At 70.9% G+C, this 16,782-nt stretch carries 19 protein-coding genes; 7 read left to right on the top strand and 12 right to left on the bottom strand.

What is annotated here, in order from left to right:
* The 4 genes from ATM97_RS13865 to rimP form a co-directional block, all read right to left on the bottom strand.
* Positions 1-281, bottom strand: a 281-nt coding sequence (locus tag ATM97_RS13865) for a translation initiation factor IF-2 N-terminal domain-containing protein (RefSeq protein WP_218718421.1), incomplete at its 3' end; no start/stop codon positions are given.
* A gap of 109 nt (positions 282-390) precedes the next feature.
* On the bottom strand, positions 391-720 hold the full coding sequence (locus tag ATM97_RS13870; protein WP_218718422.1) for a YlxR family protein: 330 nt from the start codon (positions 718-720) through the stop codon (positions 391-393).
* Between the two features lie 68 nt (positions 721-788).
* Positions 789-1,817, bottom strand: coding sequence for a transcription termination factor NusA (nusA, locus tag ATM97_RS13875; protein WP_218718423.1), 1,029 nt, complete (start codon positions 1,815-1,817; stop codon positions 789-791).
* Complete coding sequence (gene rimP / locus ATM97_RS13880) at positions 1,814-2,443, bottom strand: ribosome maturation factor RimP (RefSeq protein ID WP_218718424.1); 630 nt, start codon at positions 2,441-2,443, stop codon at positions 1,814-1,816. Before rimP ends, nusA begins: the two co-directional genes overlap by 4 nt.
* A 180-nt stretch (positions 2,444-2,623) precedes the next feature.
* Here rimP and ATM97_RS34375 point away from each other — a divergent pair, with 180 nt between their 5' ends.
* Positions 2,624-3,460, top strand: coding sequence for a hypothetical protein (locus ATM97_RS34375; RefSeq protein ID WP_255587721.1), 837 nt, complete (start codon positions 2,624-2,626; stop codon positions 3,458-3,460).
* A complete protein-coding gene (locus tag ATM97_RS13890; RefSeq protein WP_218718425.1) occupies positions 3,457-3,894 on the top strand; it encodes a DUF4439 domain-containing protein in 438 nt (145 codons plus the stop codon). The genes ATM97_RS34375 and ATM97_RS13890 overlap by 4 nt, the downstream gene beginning before the upstream one ends.
* Positions 3,895-4,016: 122 nt before the next feature.
* Here ATM97_RS13890 and ATM97_RS13895 read toward each other — a convergent pair whose 3' ends face one another.
* Entirely contained in the window at positions 4,017-5,768 is a 1,752-nt protein-coding gene (locus tag ATM97_RS13895) for an acyl-CoA dehydrogenase family protein (protein ID WP_218718426.1), read from the bottom strand.
* Positions 5,769-5,888: 120 nt separating this feature from the next.
* Between ATM97_RS13895 and ATM97_RS13900 the strand changes: the two genes are divergently transcribed.
* Both ATM97_RS13900 and ATM97_RS13905 read left to right on the top strand, forming a co-directional pair.
* The gene (locus tag ATM97_RS13900) at positions 5,889-6,374 is read left to right on the top strand and encodes a MarR family winged helix-turn-helix transcriptional regulator (RefSeq protein WP_218718427.1); all 486 of its coding nucleotides are present in this window, start codon (positions 5,889-5,891) and stop codon (positions 6,372-6,374) included.
* Between the two features lie 19 nt (positions 6,375-6,393).
* Positions 6,394-7,689: an NAD(P)/FAD-dependent oxidoreductase gene (locus ATM97_RS13905; RefSeq protein ID WP_218718428.1), complete on the top strand. Its 1,296-nt coding sequence runs from the start codon at positions 6,394-6,396 to the stop codon at positions 7,687-7,689.
* Positions 7,690-7,715: 26 nt separating this feature from the next.
* Here the strand turns inward: ATM97_RS13905 and ATM97_RS13910 are convergent, their stop codons facing one another.
* Together ATM97_RS13910 and ATM97_RS13915 are read right to left on the bottom strand one after the other, a co-directional pair.
* A complete protein-coding gene (locus ATM97_RS13910; protein ID WP_218718429.1) occupies positions 7,716-9,158 on the bottom strand; it encodes a DUF6882 domain-containing protein in 1,443 nt (480 codons plus the stop codon).
* Between the two features lie 124 nt (positions 9,159-9,282).
* A complete protein-coding gene (locus ATM97_RS13915; protein ID WP_218718430.1) occupies positions 9,283-11,031 on the bottom strand; it encodes a proline--tRNA ligase in 1,749 nt (582 codons plus the stop codon).
* A gap of 104 nt (positions 11,032-11,135) precedes the next feature.
* On the opposite strand from ATM97_RS13915, the gene yaaA reads away from it, so the two are divergent.
* Positions 11,136-11,882, top strand: a complete 747-nt coding sequence (gene yaaA / locus ATM97_RS13920; RefSeq protein WP_218718431.1) for a peroxide stress protein YaaA — start codon at positions 11,136-11,138, stop codon at positions 11,880-11,882.
* Here the strand turns inward: yaaA and ATM97_RS13925 are convergent.
* The 4 genes from ATM97_RS13925 to ATM97_RS34785 all read right to left on the bottom strand — a co-directional run bounded on the left by ATM97_RS13925 (position 11,872) and on the right by ATM97_RS34785 (position 14,341).
* Positions 11,872-12,264 carry a VOC family protein gene (locus tag ATM97_RS13925; RefSeq protein ID WP_218718499.1) on the bottom strand — a complete coding sequence of 131 codons (393 nt, stop codon included), beginning with the start codon at positions 12,262-12,264 and terminating at the stop codon, positions 11,872-11,874. The genes yaaA and ATM97_RS13925 overlap by 11 nt on opposite strands.
* Complete coding sequence (locus ATM97_RS13930) at positions 12,264-12,545, bottom strand: metalloregulator ArsR/SmtB family transcription factor (RefSeq protein WP_308248476.1); 282 nt, start codon at positions 12,543-12,545, stop codon at positions 12,264-12,266. The genes ATM97_RS13925 and ATM97_RS13930 overlap by 1 nt, the downstream gene beginning before the upstream one ends.
* A gap of 89 nt (positions 12,546-12,634) precedes the next feature.
* The gene (locus ATM97_RS13935; RefSeq protein WP_218718433.1) at positions 12,635-13,315 is read right to left on the bottom strand and encodes an NADPH-dependent F420 reductase; all 681 of its coding nucleotides are present in this window, start codon (positions 13,313-13,315) and stop codon (positions 12,635-12,637) included.
* A gap of 90 nt (positions 13,316-13,405) precedes the next feature.
* Positions 13,406-14,341 (bottom strand): LysR family transcriptional regulator, encoded by a 936-nt coding sequence (locus ATM97_RS34785; protein WP_305082656.1) that lies wholly within the window; start codon positions 14,339-14,341, stop codon positions 13,406-13,408.
* 110 nt (positions 14,342-14,451) lie between these two features.
* Here ATM97_RS34785 and ATM97_RS13945 point away from each other — a divergent pair, with 110 nt between their 5' ends.
* On the top strand, positions 14,452-15,144 hold the full coding sequence (locus ATM97_RS13945; protein ID WP_218718434.1) for a type 1 glutamine amidotransferase domain-containing protein: 693 nt from the start codon (positions 14,452-14,454) through the stop codon (positions 15,142-15,144).
* Between the two features lie 90 nt (positions 15,145-15,234).
* Positions 15,235-16,107 (top strand): SGNH/GDSL hydrolase family protein, encoded by an 873-nt coding sequence (locus tag ATM97_RS13950; protein ID WP_218718435.1) that lies wholly within the window; start codon positions 15,235-15,237, stop codon positions 16,105-16,107.
* A gap of 7 nt (positions 16,108-16,114) precedes the next feature.
* Here the strand turns inward: ATM97_RS13950 and ATM97_RS13955 are convergent, their stop codons facing one another.
* The gene (locus tag ATM97_RS13955) at positions 16,115-16,738 is read right to left on the bottom strand and encodes a metal-dependent phosphohydrolase (protein ID WP_218718436.1); all 624 of its coding nucleotides are present in this window, start codon (positions 16,736-16,738) and stop codon (positions 16,115-16,117) included.
* Between the last annotated feature and the right edge of the window lie 44 nt (positions 16,739-16,782).

A 16,782-nucleotide genomic window follows, 5' to 3' on the forward strand; every position in this document is an offset into this window, starting at 1 on the left:
GCCGGAGCCGGACGCGGACCGGGACGGGGGCCGCCACCGGGGGTGGGCTTGGCGGCCGGACGGGCCGCCTGCGACGGCCCCGGACGGGCCGCGGGCTTCGCGTCGCCCGCCGGGGCGGACTTCGACGCGAGCGATTCGCGCAGACGACGGGCGACGGGTGCTTCCACCGTCGAGGACGCCGACTTCACGAACTCGCCTTGCTCCTTGAGCTTCGCGAGTAGTTCTTTGGACGTGACACCGAGTTCTTTGGCCAACTCGTGCACGCGGGCCTTGCCTGCCACTGCTCTCCTCACTGAGAGGCCGAGCAGCGCCACCGTGTAAGGGGACGGCGGCCCGCACGACCTCGGGTTATCTCCGATGGACGTTCATCGTTGGTGCTTCACGGTGTGCTCATGAGTGCTCGTGCCTGTTCTCGAGGTACTGCTCCAGGGCTGAGATATCCAGATTTCCGGACACTCGTAGGGCTCTGCCGAATGCTCGGCGCCGCTCTGCGGAACGCAGACAAGCTGAAACGGGGTGCAGCCAGGCACCCCGTCCGGGAAGTCTGCGCCGCGGATCGGGAACGATCGCAACAGTCGAGGCCCCGGCAGAGCCGGTGTCCCGATGCTGCGCCACGATCCGCAACAGGTCGGCAGACGGCTCGCGCTGACGGCATCCGATACAGGTTCGCACGGATTGCGCGGGCCGGTCTTCCACCCACTCTACCGGTGACCCGGTCATAACGACGAACCCCTCCCCTTCCGAAGTTACGAACATGTCATCCGAGGGTCGGGATTCCCGCGTTTTCGTCAACTACGGTGCGCCTCCGGCCGGACCGAATCGCCCTGCTCCGGAGCCGCGTCGCTGCGGATATCGATGCGCCAGCCGGTCAGACGCGCGGCCAGGCGGGCATTTTGGCCCTCCTTGCCGATCGCCAGCGACAGCTGGAAGTCCGGCACGATCACCCGGGCGGCCCTGGCCTCCGGATCGACGACAGTGACCGAGACCACCTTCGACGGCGAGAGCGCGTTGCCGACGAAGGTCGCCGGATCCTCGGCGTAGTCGATGATATCGATCTTCTCGCCCGCCAGCTCGCTCATCACGTTGCGCACGCGCTGGCCCATCGGGCCGATGCACGCGCCCTTGGCGTTCACGCCGGGCACGGTGGACCGCACGGCGATCTTGGAGCGGTGCCCCGACTCGCGGGCCACCGCGACGATCTCCACCGAGCCGTCGGCGATCTCGGGCACCTCCAGCGAGAACAGCCTGCGCACCAGATTCGGGTGCGTGCGCGAGAGCTGGATCTGCGGGCCACGGGGGCCACGCGAGACGCCGTAGACGTAGCACTTGATCCGGTCGCCGTGCTCGTAGGTCTCCCCCGGCACCTGCTCGGCGGGCGGGATCAGGCCCTCGGCGCCGTTGGCCTCGCTGCCGATCCGCACCACCACGATGCCGCGGGCGTTGGCCCTGGCGTCGCGCTGGACCACACCGCCGACGATGTCGCCCTCGTGGGTGGCGAACTCGCCGAAGGACTTCTCGTTCTCGGCGTCGCGCAACCGCTGCAGCACGACCTGGCGGGCGGTGGTGGCCGCGATCCGGCCGAAACCCTCGGGGGTGTCGTCCCATTCGGAGACGAGGTTGCCGTCGGCGTCGAGCTCGCGCGCCATCACCCGGACCACGCCGGTCTTCTGGTTGATGTCGATACGCGCGTTGGGCTGATGGCCCTCGGTGTGCCGGTAGGCGGTGAGCAGCGCCGACTCGATCGCCGAGATCACGGTCTCGATCGAGATGCCCTTGTCGGCGACGATCGCCCGCAGAGCTTCGATTTCAATATTCATTCCGCAACCCCTTCGGTGGGAGAGTCACTGTGTTGTCCTGCGGCGGCGAGATCGGCGGGTTCCTCGCCCGGGACCGGGCGGCCCGCGGCGATCCCGCCGGCGAGTTCGAGTTCGGCGGCGCCGGGTGCGTTGAACTCGACCTGGACCACCGCGGAGGCGATGTCGGCGAGCGGCACGTGCACCCGGTGCGGCTTGTTCTTGCCGCCGAGGACCAGCGCCACGGTGCCGTCCTCGGCGAGCTGACCGGCGCGCGCGTCGAAGCGGGCCTTGCCCTCGACCGGCTCGGCGCCGTCGCGCAGCGCGACCTTCACCTTGCGGCCCTGGGCGCGGCGCCAGTGCCGCTCGGCGGTCAGCGGGCGGTCCACGCCGGGCGTGGTCACTTCGAGCAGGTAGGCGGAGTCGCCGAAATCGCCCGCTTCGTCGAGCAGCTCGGACATCTCCCGGCTGAGCTCGGCGATCGCGTCCAGATCGGCCGGACCGTCGCTGTCGACGGTGACCTTCAACCGAACCGGCGCCAATTCGTCCTTGCCCGCAGACGCGATCGCTACGCCCTCGAGGTCGAATCCCCGGCGTGCGACGAGCTCAGCGACGAGCTGGCTCACCCTTTCCTCGGTGGGCATCGGCATATGGGCGGCTCCTGGTTCAGTTGTGACGCGATCGGAAATTTCTACGCCGAAGGTCTAGCGTAACGCGCTCCGAGAGTGTAAAGGACCAGCCACCGGGCGTCGCGCACCGGTCCGCCCCGGCGTGCCTCCCGGTGGCGTGCGTGGGCGGGTTCGGGTGCGCGGATCTGGCACGATGGGTGGGTGCCCTTCCGCCTTACCGCCCCGCCGAGCGCCGGGCGACCTTCCGGCATGCGCCTCGACCGGCACGAATCCCGTCCGTTGACGAGCGAGTCGTCGCGCCCGGTCGCCCCGCAGCACACCGGATCAGTTCTCCCCTCCGCTCCCGCGCCGACCGCCGCGACCGGGCCCGCGCACCGGCAGGCGGTCACCGCGTCGGCGACCGACCCGACCGCACCCCAGCTCGCGGTGCCGCGTCAGCACCCGACGCTCGGCGCCCACCGGACCGTAGTGACACAACAGGATTCGGCGACCCTCCCCACTGCTTCGCCAGGCGGCTGGCGACGCCGCTCGATGCTGCGACTGTTCGGCACGACCGCCGTGGGAGTTCCGGCGCTGAGCCTGCTGACGGCGTGCGCCGAGGACGACACCGTGCATGCCCCGGATCCGCTTGCCGCGCAAGAAGTCCTGGCTCGCGCGGACGCCGCGGCCGCGCAGGCGGCGATCGCCCTCGCTCCGCAGTCGCAGGCCGCGCTGGGCACCATCGCGAACGAACGCGCCGCGCACGCCGACGCGCTGCGCACTGAGATCGACCGGGTGATCGGCGTCTACGGCGACGGCACCACCCCGGTGCGCCGCACCGGCGAGATCACCGTGCCCGGCCCCGACGGCGCCCTCGTGCCCGCCTCGACCGTGGACAACCCCACCCAGCCGCCGACGATCGCCCAGCTGCGCGATCAACTGGTCCGATCCCAGCAAGCCGCGGCCGCCCTGGCCCGTACCGAATCCGGTTACCGCGCAGGCCTGTTGGCCTCGATCAGCGCGGCCTGCGCCACCCAGGTGGGAGTCCTGCTGACATGACCGAACAACGTCGAGCGCTGCAGCGAGCGCTGAACAGTGAGTACGCCGCCGTCTACTCCTACGGCGTGATCGCCGCCTACGCCAACGCCGACCGGGCGCGCATGGTCGCCGAGTTCGGCGCCGCGCACCGGGCCCGCCGCGATGCCACCATCGAACTGCTGGAAGCGGGCGGCACCGCGCCCGAGGCGGCCGGCGCCGCCTACGCCCCGCCGTTCCCGGTCGACGATCCGATCCCGGCGGCGCACCTGGCGGTCGCGGTCGAATCCGATTGCGCCGCAGCGTGGTACGCCGTCGTCGAACAGGCCACCGACGCTGCGGTGCGGGCGACCGCGACCGAGGCGCTCACCGAGTCCGCGCTGCGCCGGGCCCGCTGGCAGGCGATCCTGGGCACGAATCCCGTCACCACCGCCTTCCCCGGCCGCGCCACGGTATAGGCACACAGCCGCGACCTCCGCGCCGACGCGGGGACCCGAACGCGCAGCCTCGGGCACGATGACGAGCCGTGCCGACCGTCCTCGGCCGCCCGCGATGACGTGGCGGCCGAGGACGCGTCCGGCTACGGGCGCATCGCGTAGGCGCCGTCGTAGGACGCCACCTGCTGCCACACCCGGTCGAAGCGCTCGGCGTCGGCGACCGGGCTGCGCAGGGCGCCGACGGCCCAGGCGCGCTGCGCCTCGGTGACCGTCGGCTTCCCGAGCAGGGCCGTCGCGTGGGTGTTGAAGTCGCGGATCTGGAAGTCGAAGATCTGGTCGACTACATCGCGGTCGAGCCCGGTGAGCTCGGCCTGCTCGAGGATCAGCTGGCCGTAGACCACCGTGGAGAACAGGTGGCCGATGGTCAGCATGAAGTCCAGGTCCTTCTGCTGGGCCGCGTCGGGCGCGGCGGTGAGCAGCAGTGTGCGCAGCGCCTGGGCCTGCTCGTAGAACCGGCCGACATTGGGCACGTCGGCGGCCTGCTCGTAGGCCGGGGTCCAGTCGGCGAACTGCACCTTGCCCGCGCCGCGCGCGGGACCCTGCTTCCAGAAGAACTCCTGGTCGCCGGGCGCCAGATCGGTGCCGATGGCCGGGTACTCGGCCGGGTTGAGCAGGTAGTTCGGCATGAACTTCAGGATCTGGCCGACATTGACGTGCACCGTTCCCTCGAGCCGGGGCAGGTGGTTGATGTAGCGCGAGGCCTGGGCGAAGTAGGTGGCCTTCTCGAAGCCCTTGGCCGCCAGCACATCCAGCAGCAGGGTCATCGCGACCTCGCCCTCGGAGGTGACCTTGGACTTGGTCATCGGGTTGAACAGCAGGTAGCGGCGGTCCTCGAGCGAGGCGCTGCGGAAGTAGTCCACCGCGCGGTCGCTGAACAGCTTCATCGCGATCAGGCGCGCGTAGGCGTCGACGAAATTGCCGCGCACATGGCCGAAGTCGGTGACCGGGTTGCCGTAGAGGATGCGGTTGTTGGCGTGGGTGATGGCCTCGAAGAACGAGTGCTCGACCATGCCGATGCTGCCGTGGCAGAGGTTGAACTTGCCGACGTTGACGGTGTTGAGCGCGGCCGAGAAGCCCTCTGGCCCTTCGTGCAGCACGTCGGCGGCGGTCACCGGGTAGTTCTCCAGCCGGAAGTGGCTGACGTACATCTGGCCGTGGATGACGCTCTCGACCAGGTGGTAGTCGTCGTGGCGGCTGTCGGCGGCGAACCAGATGTAGCCCTCGGCGCCCTCGATATCGCTGCGCCGGGAGAACACCGACACCATCGAGGCGACGTTGCCGTTGCCGATGTAGTACTTCTCGCCGTTGGCGCGGAACAGGATGCCTGCCTCGGCGTCGGCGCTGCCCGGCTCGCTCGGGGTGAGGATCAGGTCGGTGTTGTAGATGTCGGCGCCGTGCTCGCGCTCGGACAGCGCGAACGCCATGACCTGGCCCGCGTCGAGCTCGGCGGCGGCCTTGCGCTTGGCGATCTCGTTGTCGCTCTGCCAGATCGGGCCCAGACCCAGGATGGTGACCTGCTCGGCGTACCAGTACGCGAGGCCGTAGAAGCCGAAGATCTCGGCCAGGGCCGCGTTGCGGGCGGCGTCCCAGCGCTTGTTCGGGTCGCCGTCGGCGTAGGCGGCCGGGGTCAGGAACGTCGCGAACAGCTTCTCCTTCGCGACGAAGTCGAGGAACTCCTGGGTCCACACGGCGTCGCGGTCCTCGGCCAGCAGCTGCGCCTTGCCTTTGGATTCGAACCACTCGATGGTGGCCCGCAGCAGCCGCCGCGTCTCGGCATCGAAATGCTGCGGGTCGTAGGTGGCGGGGTTGAACAGCAGGCTCGGCGAACTCGTCATGGAAGCAAATTTAGCAGCGCCACCCTCGACCATGAGCCCGTGACCTGCGGGTTTCCCCTACGTAAGCGTAAGTTGGCGCACCTATTGTTGTTTCACGCAATCAAATGTATTGTTTGATTCATGCAAGCAAACAAGGATCAGGTCTCCGAACTCGCCCGCACGACGAGCCGGTTCGCCGAGGCGATGCGTCAGGGGACCTCCCGGGCGTACGACCCGGTCCGGGTCGGAGTGCTGCAGGCGGTGGCGGAGACGGGTCCGCTACGCGCGGGCGAGATCGCCGAGCGCCTGGACGCGCTGCCCTCCTCGATCACCCGGCACGTGCAGACCCTGGCCGAGGCCGGGCTGGTCCGCACCGCCCCGGATCCGGCCGACCGACGGGCCGTCCTGGTCGAGATCACCGACGCGGGACGCGCGGAGCTGCAGCGGTTCCTCGAGGTCGGCGACCAGGTGTTCGGCGCGGTCATCGCCGACTGGCCCGCCGCCGATGTCGTCACCCTCACCCGACTGCTGGACCGGTTGATCACCGACTGGGCGCAGACGGGATCCGTACAGCAGCAGCGAGCGTCGAAGCGGCGCTCCGGCGGGTTCGGCTGGAGCCGGATCTGACCAGGGAAAGGACACCGTCATGGCAACCAACTCACCCCTGCGGGTCATCGTCGTCGGCGGCGGCATCGGCGGGCTGGCACTGGCCAACGGCTTGCGCCGGGCCGGCGTCGCGGTCAGCGTGCACGAGCGCGAGGTGCGGCGCACCGACCGGCTGCAAGGCTTCCGCATCCACATCAATCCGCACGGCAGCGCAGCACTGGCCGAGTTGCTCTCCCCCGAGCTCTTCGCGACCTTCGTCGCCTGCTCCGGCAAAGGCGGCAACGGATTCGGCTTCGTCACCGAGCAGCTGTCGAGCCTGATCGCTTTCGACAGCACCGACACCGTGAGCGCCGACGGCGACCACTACGGGATCAGCCGGATCACCCTGCGCCGCATCCTGCTGGCCGAGCTGGGCGACGCGGTGCGCTACGGCAGCGCGTTCGACCGCTACGAGCGTCGCCCGGACGGACGCGTGGTCGCCCACTTCGCCGACGGCGGCAGCGACGTCGGCGACGTGCTGGTCGGCGCCGACGGCGGCACCTCCCGGGTGCGGGCCCAATACCTGCCGCAGGCGCAGCGGGTCGACACCGGCATCGTCACCATCGCGGGCAAGTACGCGCTCACCCCGAGCGCCCGCGACCGTCTCGATCCGCGGCTGCTCGCGCACCCGCACAGCGTGATCCCGCCCAGCGGGTGCGGCATGTTCGTCGCACCGCACGAATTCACCCCGCCCGCACCGGGTGTCGCGCTCGGCAGCGACGGCACCGAGCTCACGCCCGGCTTCCTCTTCGACGACACCCAGCCCTACGTGTTCTGGGCGTTCGCCGCCGAACGGGACCGTTTCGGCGTCGACCTGTCGGCCCTGGACCCGGCCGAACTGCACGCCACCGCCGTTCGGATGACCGCGGGCTGGGCGCCCGCACTGCGCAGGCTGGTCGCCGAATCCGACAGCACCACCGCGACTCTGCTCCCGATCAAGACTTCAGTCCCGATCCCCCGCTGGAGTCCCACCACGGTGACCCTGCTCGGCGACGCCATCCACAGCATGACCCCGTTCGCCGGCATCGGCGCCAATACCGCCCTGCGCGACGCCCAGCTGCTGTGCCGGATGCTGGTCGCCGCCGACCGCCGCGAGCGCGGTCTGCTCGACGCCATCGGCGCCTACGAAGCCGCGATGACCGACTACGGCTTCGCCGCGGTCCGCACCTCGCTCAGCACCGCCGAACGCGCCGTCGCCGACGGCAGATTCGGCCGCATGATCGGCAAGCTCGTGCTGCGCACGGCGGGCGCGGTGCCGTCGATGAAACGCAAGATGTTCGCCGATCTCGGCGCCTGAGGCGGGCGGCGCGTCGATAGGCGGGTTCAGCTCATCAGTTCGCCGATCATGCCGGTGCGGGTGCCGATGATGCCGCCGGTGAGGTCGAACTCCACCCGCAACTCGTAGAGACCGAAGTGGGCGAGCAGCAGCTGCGGTTCGCCGAAGGTCAGCGTCGCGAGGTCGTGGCGCCGGAAGTAGCCGGCGACCATGGCTCGCATGGCGGGGTAGCGGCTGTCCGGATCGGTGAGGGGGTGCAACAGGTTCGCCGCCGTCTCGATGAGCTGGGACGCCACCTCGGGATCAGAACCCGTCCCCGTCACCGCGGAGTCGGTGACCGCGAAGTAGCGCCACCCGGCACCGTCGGGCGCCGCCGCCCAGCCCAGGCACCCGCCCAGGTCGGCGGCCCCGGCCACGAGCACGGTGACGACATTGTCGGGATGGACGACGGTGCCGAGGTCGACCCGGTCCACCGCCAGATGTTCGGCGCCGTGCTCACGCGCCAGCCCGCGCAGCGCGGTGGCACCTGCCCATTCCCGCCCCGCCCACGCCCAGATCCGCTGCTCGCTGTCGTAGCGACCGATCTCGGCGACGGCCACCGGGCCGCCGGGAACATCGACGAGATCGCCGTACATCGGCTGCCAGCGCAGGGTCGGGCGCGGCGCGTCGAGCGCCGCGCCCCGCAGCGAACCATGGCCGCCGACGGTGATCGCCGCGGCCGGTGCCAGCGCGACCAGCAGGCTGTCCGGGAAGAAGGGCGGAATCCGTTCGGGCCGTGGCCCGGCACCGGCCGGGGCGCTCGCACTCGCGCCGAGGACCTCGGCGCCGAGGAGCCGGTCACCGTCGCCGATACGGGCGATCAGCCGTGGCCCGTCGGGCAGCTGCACCTCCACGCCGTCGGCGGTGTCGCGCACGGGCAGGCGATGGCGATGGGCGTAACCGGCCACGACCGCTCGCGCGCCGGTGCCCGGCAGCATCCGGGCGGCGGCGCCCACCAGCTCGGCCACCCGCCCCGGGTCCGGTGTCGCGGACGGCACCTGCTCGTCGTCGACGATCAGGTAGGCGTACGCGCGCCCGCCTTGGTTGAACTTGGTCATCCCGCGAGCGCCGAGCGCTCCCAGCGCGATGATCGACAGATGGTCGGCGGCCAGCATCGGATCAGGGAAACCGGAGAGATCGACGACTCCCTCGGCGAATTCGGGAATCCCGTGCCGTAGTCCGAGCTCGCGCACCCGCGTCGACGCCGCGACGCCCGGCAAGCCCTCGAGGGTGGGCTTGGCCCACGCCCACATGAAGGTCAAGTCCTCGGCGTAGGTCCCGATCTCGCCGGACCCGGCGAACTCCCGCTCGCCGATCCAGACCCGACCGGACCGATGGTCCACCCGGGTCGGCCCCGGCCTGATCTGCTCCTGAAATACCGAATACTGCTCGATCGCCCCGCCGAGATAATCCCGCGCCAGCCGCAACAGCGAATCGCTGAACGTGTCCACGCGCTCGAAACTATCAGTCCCGGGCCTGTCCCCTCATGTCGAGCGGTGACCGGTCAATTCTTGTGGCGCAGCGGCTTTCGCCGACCCGGTCGCGTGCCGCGCACACGACCGGGGTCCGGCGAACTCAGCCGCGGATCTTCGCGGTGACCGCGGCGACGGCGTCCTCGGCCGCGATCTCCTCGGCCTCGCCGGTGAACCGGTTGCGCAGTTCGACCTTGCCGTCGGCCCAGCCACGGCCGATCACCAGGATCCAGGGCATGCCGAGCAGTTCGGCGTCCTTGAACTTGACGCCGGGCGAGGCGGTGCGGTCGTCGAAGAGGACCTCGAGGCCCTGCTTGTCCAGCCCGGCCACGACCTGCTCGGCGCCCTCGCGGGCGGCGGCGTCCTTGTTGGCGATCACTACGTGCACGTCGAACGGGGCGACCTCGGCGGGCCAGCGCAGGCCTTTGTCGTCGTGCTGCTGCTCGGCGATCACCGCGACCAGGCGGGACACACCGATGCCGTAGGAGCCCATGGTCAGTCGGACCGGCTTGCCGTTCTCGCCCAGCACGTCGACGTCGAAGGCATCGGTGTACTTGCGGCCGAGCTGGAAGATGTGGCCGATCTCGATGCCGCGGGCCGACACCAGCGGACCGGCGCCGTCGGGCGAGGGATCGCCGTCGCGGACCTCGGCGGCCTCGATGGTGCCGTCAGGGGTGAAGTCACGACCGGCGACCAGCCCGACGACGTGCTTGCCCTGCGTGTCGGCGCCGGTGATCCAGGCGGTGCCCTCGACGACGCGCGGGTCGACGAGGTAGCGAACACCGTTGGCCTGCAGCGCCTTCGGGCCGATGTAGCCCTTCACCAGGAAGGGGTTCGCGGCGAAGTCGGCTTCGGTGAGCAACTCCACCTCGGCCGGCTCGACGGAGGCTTCGAGGCGCTTGTCGTCGACCTCGCGGTCACCGGGGACACCGATGCCGAGGATCTCGGTCTTGCCGTCCGGGTGGCGCAGCTTGACCATGACGTTCTTGAGCGTGTCGGCGGCGGTGACGGTGCGGTCGAGCACCTTCGCCTCGTTGGCCCAGTCGACCAGCGTCGCGATGGTGGGGGTGTTCGGGGTGTCGTATTCGACGGCGGCGGGCTGTCCCTCGAGCGGCAGCGGCGCGGGCGCGGGCGTGACTACGGCTTCCACGTTGGCCGCGTAGCCGGACTCGACGCAGCGCACGTAGGTGTCCTCACCGACGGGGCTCGCGGCGAGGAACTCCTCGGAGGCGCTGCCGCCCATCGCGCCGGAGGTGGCGGCCACGATGACGTACTCGACGCCGAGCCGCTCGAAGATGCGCTGGTAGGCCGCGCGGTGGGTGGCGTAGCTGGTGGCCAGGCCCGCGTCGTCGAGATCGAAGGAGTAGGAGTCCTTCATGGTGAACTCGCGACCGCGCAGGATGCCGGCGCGGGGACGTTCCTCGTCGCGGTACTTGTCCTGGATCTGGTACAGCGTGACCGGCAGATCCTTGTAGGAGTTGTACTCACCCTTGACGGTGAGCGCGAACAGTTCCTCGTGGGTGGGGCCGAGCAGGTAGTCGCCGCCCTTGCGGTCCTGCAGGCGGAACAGCGCGTCACCGTATTCGGTCCACCGGTTGGTGGTCTCGTAGGGCTCGCGCGGCAACAGCGCGGGCAGGGAGATCTCCTGGGCGCCGGTGGCGTCCATCTCCTGGCGCACCACGTCCTCGATGCGGCGCAGCGTGCGCAGACCCAGCGGCAGCCACGAGTACACGCCGGGGGCGATCCGGCGGACATAGCCGGCGCGGACGAGCAGTTTGTGGCTGGGCACCTCGGCGTCGGCGGGATCGTCTCGCAGGGTGCGCAGGAACAGGCGGGAGAGGCGGGTGATCACGGATGCACAGGGTAGTCCCTGGTCCGGGACGCCGTGCAAGCCGATCGCGGTTGCGGGGCCACCACCGGCCGGGCCGGGCGCGGGCGCCGGTACCGTAGGCGATCGTGCTGGTGCTGCTGCCTCCCTCCGAAACCAAGTCCGACGGTGGGTCGGGCGCGCCCCTCGACCTGGCCGATCTGGCGATGCCGCAGCTCACGGCGGTGCGCGACAAGCTGATCACCGAGGTGGTGCAGCTCGCGGCCGACCCGGCCGCCGCCACCGCGGTGCTCGGCCTCGGCAAGTCCGCCGACGCCGAGATCGCCCGCAACGCGAGCCTGCGCACCTCGGCGACCCGGCCCGCGCTCGAGCGCTACACCGGCGTGCTCTACGACGCGCTGGACGCGGCGTCGTTCACCAAGGCGCAGCGCGCGAAGGCCTATGCGCGCCTCGGCATCGGCTCCGCGCTGTTCGGCGCGGTCCGCGCGGCCGACCCGATTCCGGCCTACCGTCTCTCCGGCGGCACCAAACTGCCCGGCCTGCCGACCTTGTCGGCGGTGTGGCGCGATGTCCTGCCGGACGCCCTGTTCGCCGAGGCGGGCGGCGAACTCCTCATCGATCTGCGCTCGGGCACCTACCAGCAGCTGGGCCGGGTCCCCGACGCGATCACCGCCAACGTGCTCACCGAGCACCCCGACGGCTCCCGCACCGTGGTCAGCCACTTCAACAAGCATCACAAGGGCCTGCTGGCCCGCGCCCTGGTCCTGACCCGCGCGGAGCCGACCGACATCCGCGCGGTGGCGAAGGTGGCGACCAAGGCCGGCCTGCGCGCCGAGATCGCCTCCCCTACCGAACTTCTCATCATCACGCGGTAGCGGGTTCCATCAGCTGGATGAGGTTGCCGCAGGTGTCGTCGAAGACGGCGGTGGTGACCGCGCCCATCGGCTGGGGTGGCTGGGTGAACAGCACGCCGCGGTCGAGCAGGCGGCGGTATTCGGCGTCGAGGTCGTCGACGGTGAAGATCATGCAGGGGATGCCGTCGGCGGTGAGCGCGCTCTTGTAGTTCTGGGCGATCGGGTTCTGGTCGGGCTCGAGCAGCAACTGGATGCCGTCGACGTCGGCGGGCGAGACCAGGGTCAGCCAGTCGTACTCACCGATCGGCACCCGGTCCTTGACCTGGAAGCCGAGCACGTCGGTGTAGAACTTCTCGGCCTTGTCCTGGTCGTCGACGAAGATGCTGGTCACACCGATGCGGATCATGTGTCCTCCTGGGGAATCGGCCATCGCTCCGAGACCGCGCGCAGCGGCGTGAAATCGGCGTGATGGAACTTGTAGCGGCCTTGCCGACGGGTGGTCACCAGCCCCGCGGCCTCGAGCATGCCCAGGTGCTGGGTGATCGCCTGCCGCGACGAACTGATCCCGTGGCGGGTGGCGAGCTTGGCGCACAATTCGAACAGCGTCTGCCCGTCCCGCTCGGCCAGTTCGTCGAGCAGCGCGCGCCGTGTCGAATCCGCCAGGGCGGTGAAGATATCGGTCACGGCGTGCGCTCCTCCCGTCGTCTCCCCTCGAACCATAGGCAAGCGATGGCTTGCATGTCAAGCATCGGCGCAGGTGGGAGGCTCTCGTCTCACACCGTGGCGGCTGCCAAGGCGGCCCGGATCGCCGCGATGTCGCCGGTGGTGGCGGCCGCGGGCGGCCAGGAATCGCCCGGGACGGCGTAGGGATGGACATAGACCGGGGTGTCGCGCTGGGAACGGCGGCTCTCGGCGAGCGTGCCGCCGTCGACCACGTCGTAGCCGAGCGCGTCGATCAGGTGGGCCGCGGCGATCTTCGCGGCCGGATCGTCGCCGAAGACCGGCAGCGCGGAGCGGTCGGCCGCGCCCGCGGGACGAGCGAGCGTGGCCAGGTGCTCGAAGTAGATGTTGTTGAACGCCTTGACCACCTGGGACTCGGGCAGGTGCCGCTGCAGCAGTTCGCTGGTGGTGACGGTGTCGGCGTCGAGTTCGGCGATCGCGCCGTCGCGCTCGGGGTAGTAGTTGTTGGTGTCGAGCACGACCTTGCCCGCCAGCGGCGCGACCGGTACCTGCTGATAGGCCTTCAGCGGCACGGTCACCACGACGAGGTCACCGGCGGCCGCCGCCTCCGCGGGCGTCGCCGCCCTGGCCCGCGGGCCGAGTTCGGCGACGAGGTCGGCCAGCGTCTCGGGTCCGCGAGAGTTGCTGAGCACCACGTCGATTCCGGCCGCCACCGCCAGCCGTGCCACCGTCGATCCGATATTGCCGCTGCCGATCAATCCGAGTGTCGTCATGTGCTCGGTCAACCACCGATCCGGTGCGACTGTTCCCCCGGCGCGGCAGCGAGAGATCCCCCACGGCTCGATCCGGGCGGGAATACCGGCTCACTCCGCGCGCCACGCGACCGCGGCGGCGAGCAGCCGGGCCCGGACCCGCTCGACGTGCGGGCGGGGCGCCCCACCGACCCGGCGGGCCAGGAACGCGGTGTTGATCGGCGGATCCGCCGGATCGAGCAGGGGCACCAGGGTGCCGTCGGCGAGCTCGTCCGTACACAGATAGCGCGGCAGCACGCTGATTCCCGCCCCGGCGAGCACCGCGGCCAGCACCGCCCGCAGATCGGGGACGATCAGGGCCGGGGTCGCCTCCAGCCGGGTCTCGAACACGTGCCGCCAGTAGCGGCGCAGGATCGGCAGGTCGGCCGCGTAACTGAGCAGCGGGAGGCCGTCGAGCGCGCCCGGTCCGGTGCGCCGCAGGCGCGCGGTGTCGACCCGGGCCGCCACCACCGGCGCCGCGACGAGCAGGAATTCCTCGTCGACGAGCGGCTCGGCGAGCACGGTCCGACCGCGCGGGCGCGCCGTCGAGATCACCAGATCGAGTGTCCCCGATCGCAGTTCGGCCAGCAGATCGTCGGTGAGGCCGGCCCGGACCGTCAGCCGCACCCCCTCGGCGAGCAGCGGCGCGAGGGCGGGCAGCACCTGCGCGGCCAACATCTCGGCGGGCCCGCCCAGCAGCACCGGCGGCTCGGGCGGCGCCGGTGTGTCGGCGACGGGGCCACCCACGACCGACGCGAGCGCGTCCAGCGGGGCGCTCACCCGTGCCGCCAGCTCGTGACCGGCGGCCGTCGGCGCCACCCCGCGCGGCAGCCGCTCGAACAGCGGCGTGCCCAGGTACCGTTCCAGCGCCTGGACCTGCGTGGTCACCGTGGGCTGGGACAGCCCCACCTGGGCGGCGCCCGCGGTGAGCGATCCGGTCCGATAGACCGCCAGGAAGGTCCGCAACTGCACCAGATCCATCGAGCCATCGGCTGGCCTATGTCTCATATAGGCCATCCTATTGGTCAGGAAATGCCCGAGTACCTAGCGTCGAGAGTGCGACCCGACGACGCTGCCGGCCGATCGCCCCGAAACCCGTTGAATGGAGAAGGAATCCGATGGCACACATCCTGTTCGTCCTCACCGGCGCCGATCACTGGACCCTGGCGGACGGCACGAAGCACCCCACCGGGTACTGGGCCGAGGAATTCGCCGCGCCGTACGCGGCGTTCACCGGCGCGGGCCATACCGTCACCGTCGCGACGCCGGGCGGGGTGACCCCGCCGGTCGACCAGGGCAGTCTGGCACCCGAGGCCAACGGCGGGGCCGAGCGCGCGCGGGAGATCGCCGAGATCCTGGCCGGGGCGCAGGCCCTGCGGCAGCCGATCCCGCTCGCCGAGGTCGATCTCGCCGACTACGACGCCGTGTTCTATCCCGGCGGGCACGGCCCGATGGAGGATCTCGCGGTCGATCCCGTCTCGGGTGCGCTCCTGGTCGACGCGCTGGCCTCGGGCAAGCCGCTCGGTGTGGTCTGCCACGCGCCCGCCGCCCTGCTCGCGACCGCCGACGCCGACGGCAAGTCACCCTTCGCCGGGTATCGAGTCGCCGCGTTCAGCAATGCCGAGGAGACCCAGGCAGGCCTGGCCGACAAGGCGAAGTGGCTGCTCGAGGACCGTCTCGTCGCGCTCGGCGTCGACTATCGCGAGGGTGCGCCGTGGGCCCCGCACATCGAGGTCGACCGCACGCTCTACACCGGCCAGAACCCGGCGTCGTCGGCGCCGCTCGCGGCACGGATGCTCGACGCCCTCTGACCCACCGCCCGGCGGACCGCCACCGGCCCGCCGGGCGTTCGTGTCGGGCCGCACTTGTGGCGTGGCCCACATGCTCCTACTCTTCGCGCTGTGGATCCCCGTCGTTCGCTGAAGAACTGTCTGCGCGTGCTCGCCGCGGTCGTCTGTCTCGCCGCACTGCCGTCGGCCCCCGCCCAGGCCGAGCCCTCGACCCCGGACGGCGCGACCTATGTCGCGCTCGGTGATTCCGGGGCCGCGACCACCGGCGCCGCGAACCTCGACCTCGGCGCGCCCCTGCGCTGCGTACGGTCCACGACCAACGCGCCCAAGCTGGTCGCCGAGCGCCTGCGGCTCACACTCGACGACCGCACGTGCAGCTCGGCGAAGATCCCCGACCTCTACACCGCCCAGACCGGCGGCGTCGCACCACAACTCGACGCGCTCGGGCCCGCGACGAAGATCGTCACCGTGCACATCGGCGCCAACGACGCCGAGATGACGAAATACATCCTCGGCGACTGCCACGCGGGCGCGGCGTCGGGCGGGTGCGCCGCGGCCGCCGATCCCGCGTGGGACGCCGGCATCGACGCCATCGCCCCGGCCTACGCCGCCGCTCTCACCGAGATCACCCGCCGCGCGCCCGGCGCCACGATCTTCGTCGACGGCTGGCCCACCTACCTGGCCGACACCAGCTGCCCGGCGATGCTCGGCCTGCTGCCCGCCGACGCCGCCTACATCCAGTCGAAGTTCGCCCGTCTCAACACTGTCGTGGCCCGCGAGGCCGCCGCGCACGGCGCGATCTACGTCGACACCATCGCCGCCTCGCCCGCCCTCGGCATGTGCGCCGATCCGGCCGTACGCTGGTTCGACCCGCTGGTGGCCGATCAGACCCTGCTCCCCTATCACCCCACCCTGGCCGGGCAGCGCGGCGTGGCCGAACTGCTCACCGCCGCCATCGAATCCAGCGGCGCCCTGCACCGCTGAGCCGAGTTCACTCGGTGAGCTGGGCCAGCTCCGCCGCCAGATTCGCGCGCGCCCGCTCCTCGTAGCGCGCGCGGGCCGCCGGAGTCCGGTACAGCACAGGCTGATTCGCGATCGAGCGCAGCACCGCGGCGCGACCGGCGCGGAACAGGTCGTCGGGGACGTGCGCGTACTCGGTGCGCACGGCGGTCGCGTAGGCGGCGTAACTCGCCGGATCGCCCCCGAGGACGACCAGGTCGGCATCGCAGAGCACCGCGCCGTTGGTGTCGCCCGCCTCGGCGTCGTGACCGCGGGTGAGCAGGACCAGCCGGACCACCTCGTCCACCAACGGCCGTGCGGCGCCCAGGGATTCGAGGACATCGCGGGCCAGGTCGGCGCTGCGTTCCTCGTTGTCGGCGCGGTCGACGGCGTAGATCGCGTCGTGGAAGAACGCGGCGTAGCGCACCGCGTCGATATCGGCTGCGCTGTCGGCCCATTCGTCGATCGCGCGCAGCATCGCGCGCAGATGCTCGGCGGTGTGATAGTGGCGATGGGGTTCGCTGTAGCGGGCGATGATCCCGGCTCCGAGAGGAACGGAGTCCGGTCCGGCCAGAGCGGTCCAGCGGTCGAGAAGATCCAGCGACGACAACGTCATGGGCTCCAGTGTCGGCGGACTCCCGCTCGCCGACAACCCCGATT

This window comes from Nocardia sp. MH4 (assembly GCF_019266065.1).
Classification (GTDB): Bacteria; Actinomycetota; Actinomycetes; order Mycobacteriales; family Mycobacteriaceae; genus Nocardia; species Nocardia canadensis.

Excerpts from the sequence above, each read along its gene's own strand:
- ATM97_RS13955 (WP_218718436.1), bottom strand. The coding sequence starts at position 16,738 with ATGACGTTGTCGTCGCTGGATCTTCTCGACCGCTGGACCGCTCTGGCC.
- nusA (WP_218718423.1), bottom strand. The coding sequence starts at position 1,817 with ATGAATATTGAAATCGAAGCTCTGCGGGCGATCGTCGCCGACAAGGGC.
- ATM97_RS13945 (WP_218718434.1), top strand. The coding sequence starts at position 14,452 with ATGGCACACATCCTGTTCGTCCTCACCGGCGCCGATCACTGGACCCTG.
- ATM97_RS34785 (WP_305082656.1), bottom strand. The coding sequence starts at position 14,341 with ATGAGACATAGGCCAGCCGATGGCTCGATGGATCTGGTGCAGTTGCGG.
- ATM97_RS13935 (WP_218718433.1), bottom strand. The coding sequence starts at position 13,315 with ATGACGACACTCGGATTGATCGGCAGCGGCAATATCGGATCGACGGTG.
- rimP (WP_218718424.1), bottom strand. The coding sequence starts at position 2,443 with ATGCCGATGCCCACCGAGGAAAGGGTGAGCCAGCTCGTCGCTGAGCTC.
- ATM97_RS13890 (WP_218718425.1), top strand. The coding sequence starts at position 3,457 with ATGACCGAACAACGTCGAGCGCTGCAGCGAGCGCTGAACAGTGAGTAC.
- ATM97_RS13895 (WP_218718426.1), bottom strand. The coding sequence starts at position 5,768 with ATGACGAGTTCGCCGAGCCTGCTGTTCAACCCCGCCACCTACGACCCG.
- ATM97_RS13900 (WP_218718427.1), top strand. The coding sequence starts at position 5,889 with ATGCAAGCAAACAAGGATCAGGTCTCCGAACTCGCCCGCACGACGAGC.
- ATM97_RS13870 (WP_218718422.1), bottom strand. The coding sequence starts at position 720 with ATGACCGGGTCACCGGTAGAGTGGGTGGAAGACCGGCCCGCGCAATCC.
- ATM97_RS13905 (WP_218718428.1), top strand. The coding sequence starts at position 6,394 with ATGGCAACCAACTCACCCCTGCGGGTCATCGTCGTCGGCGGCGGCATC.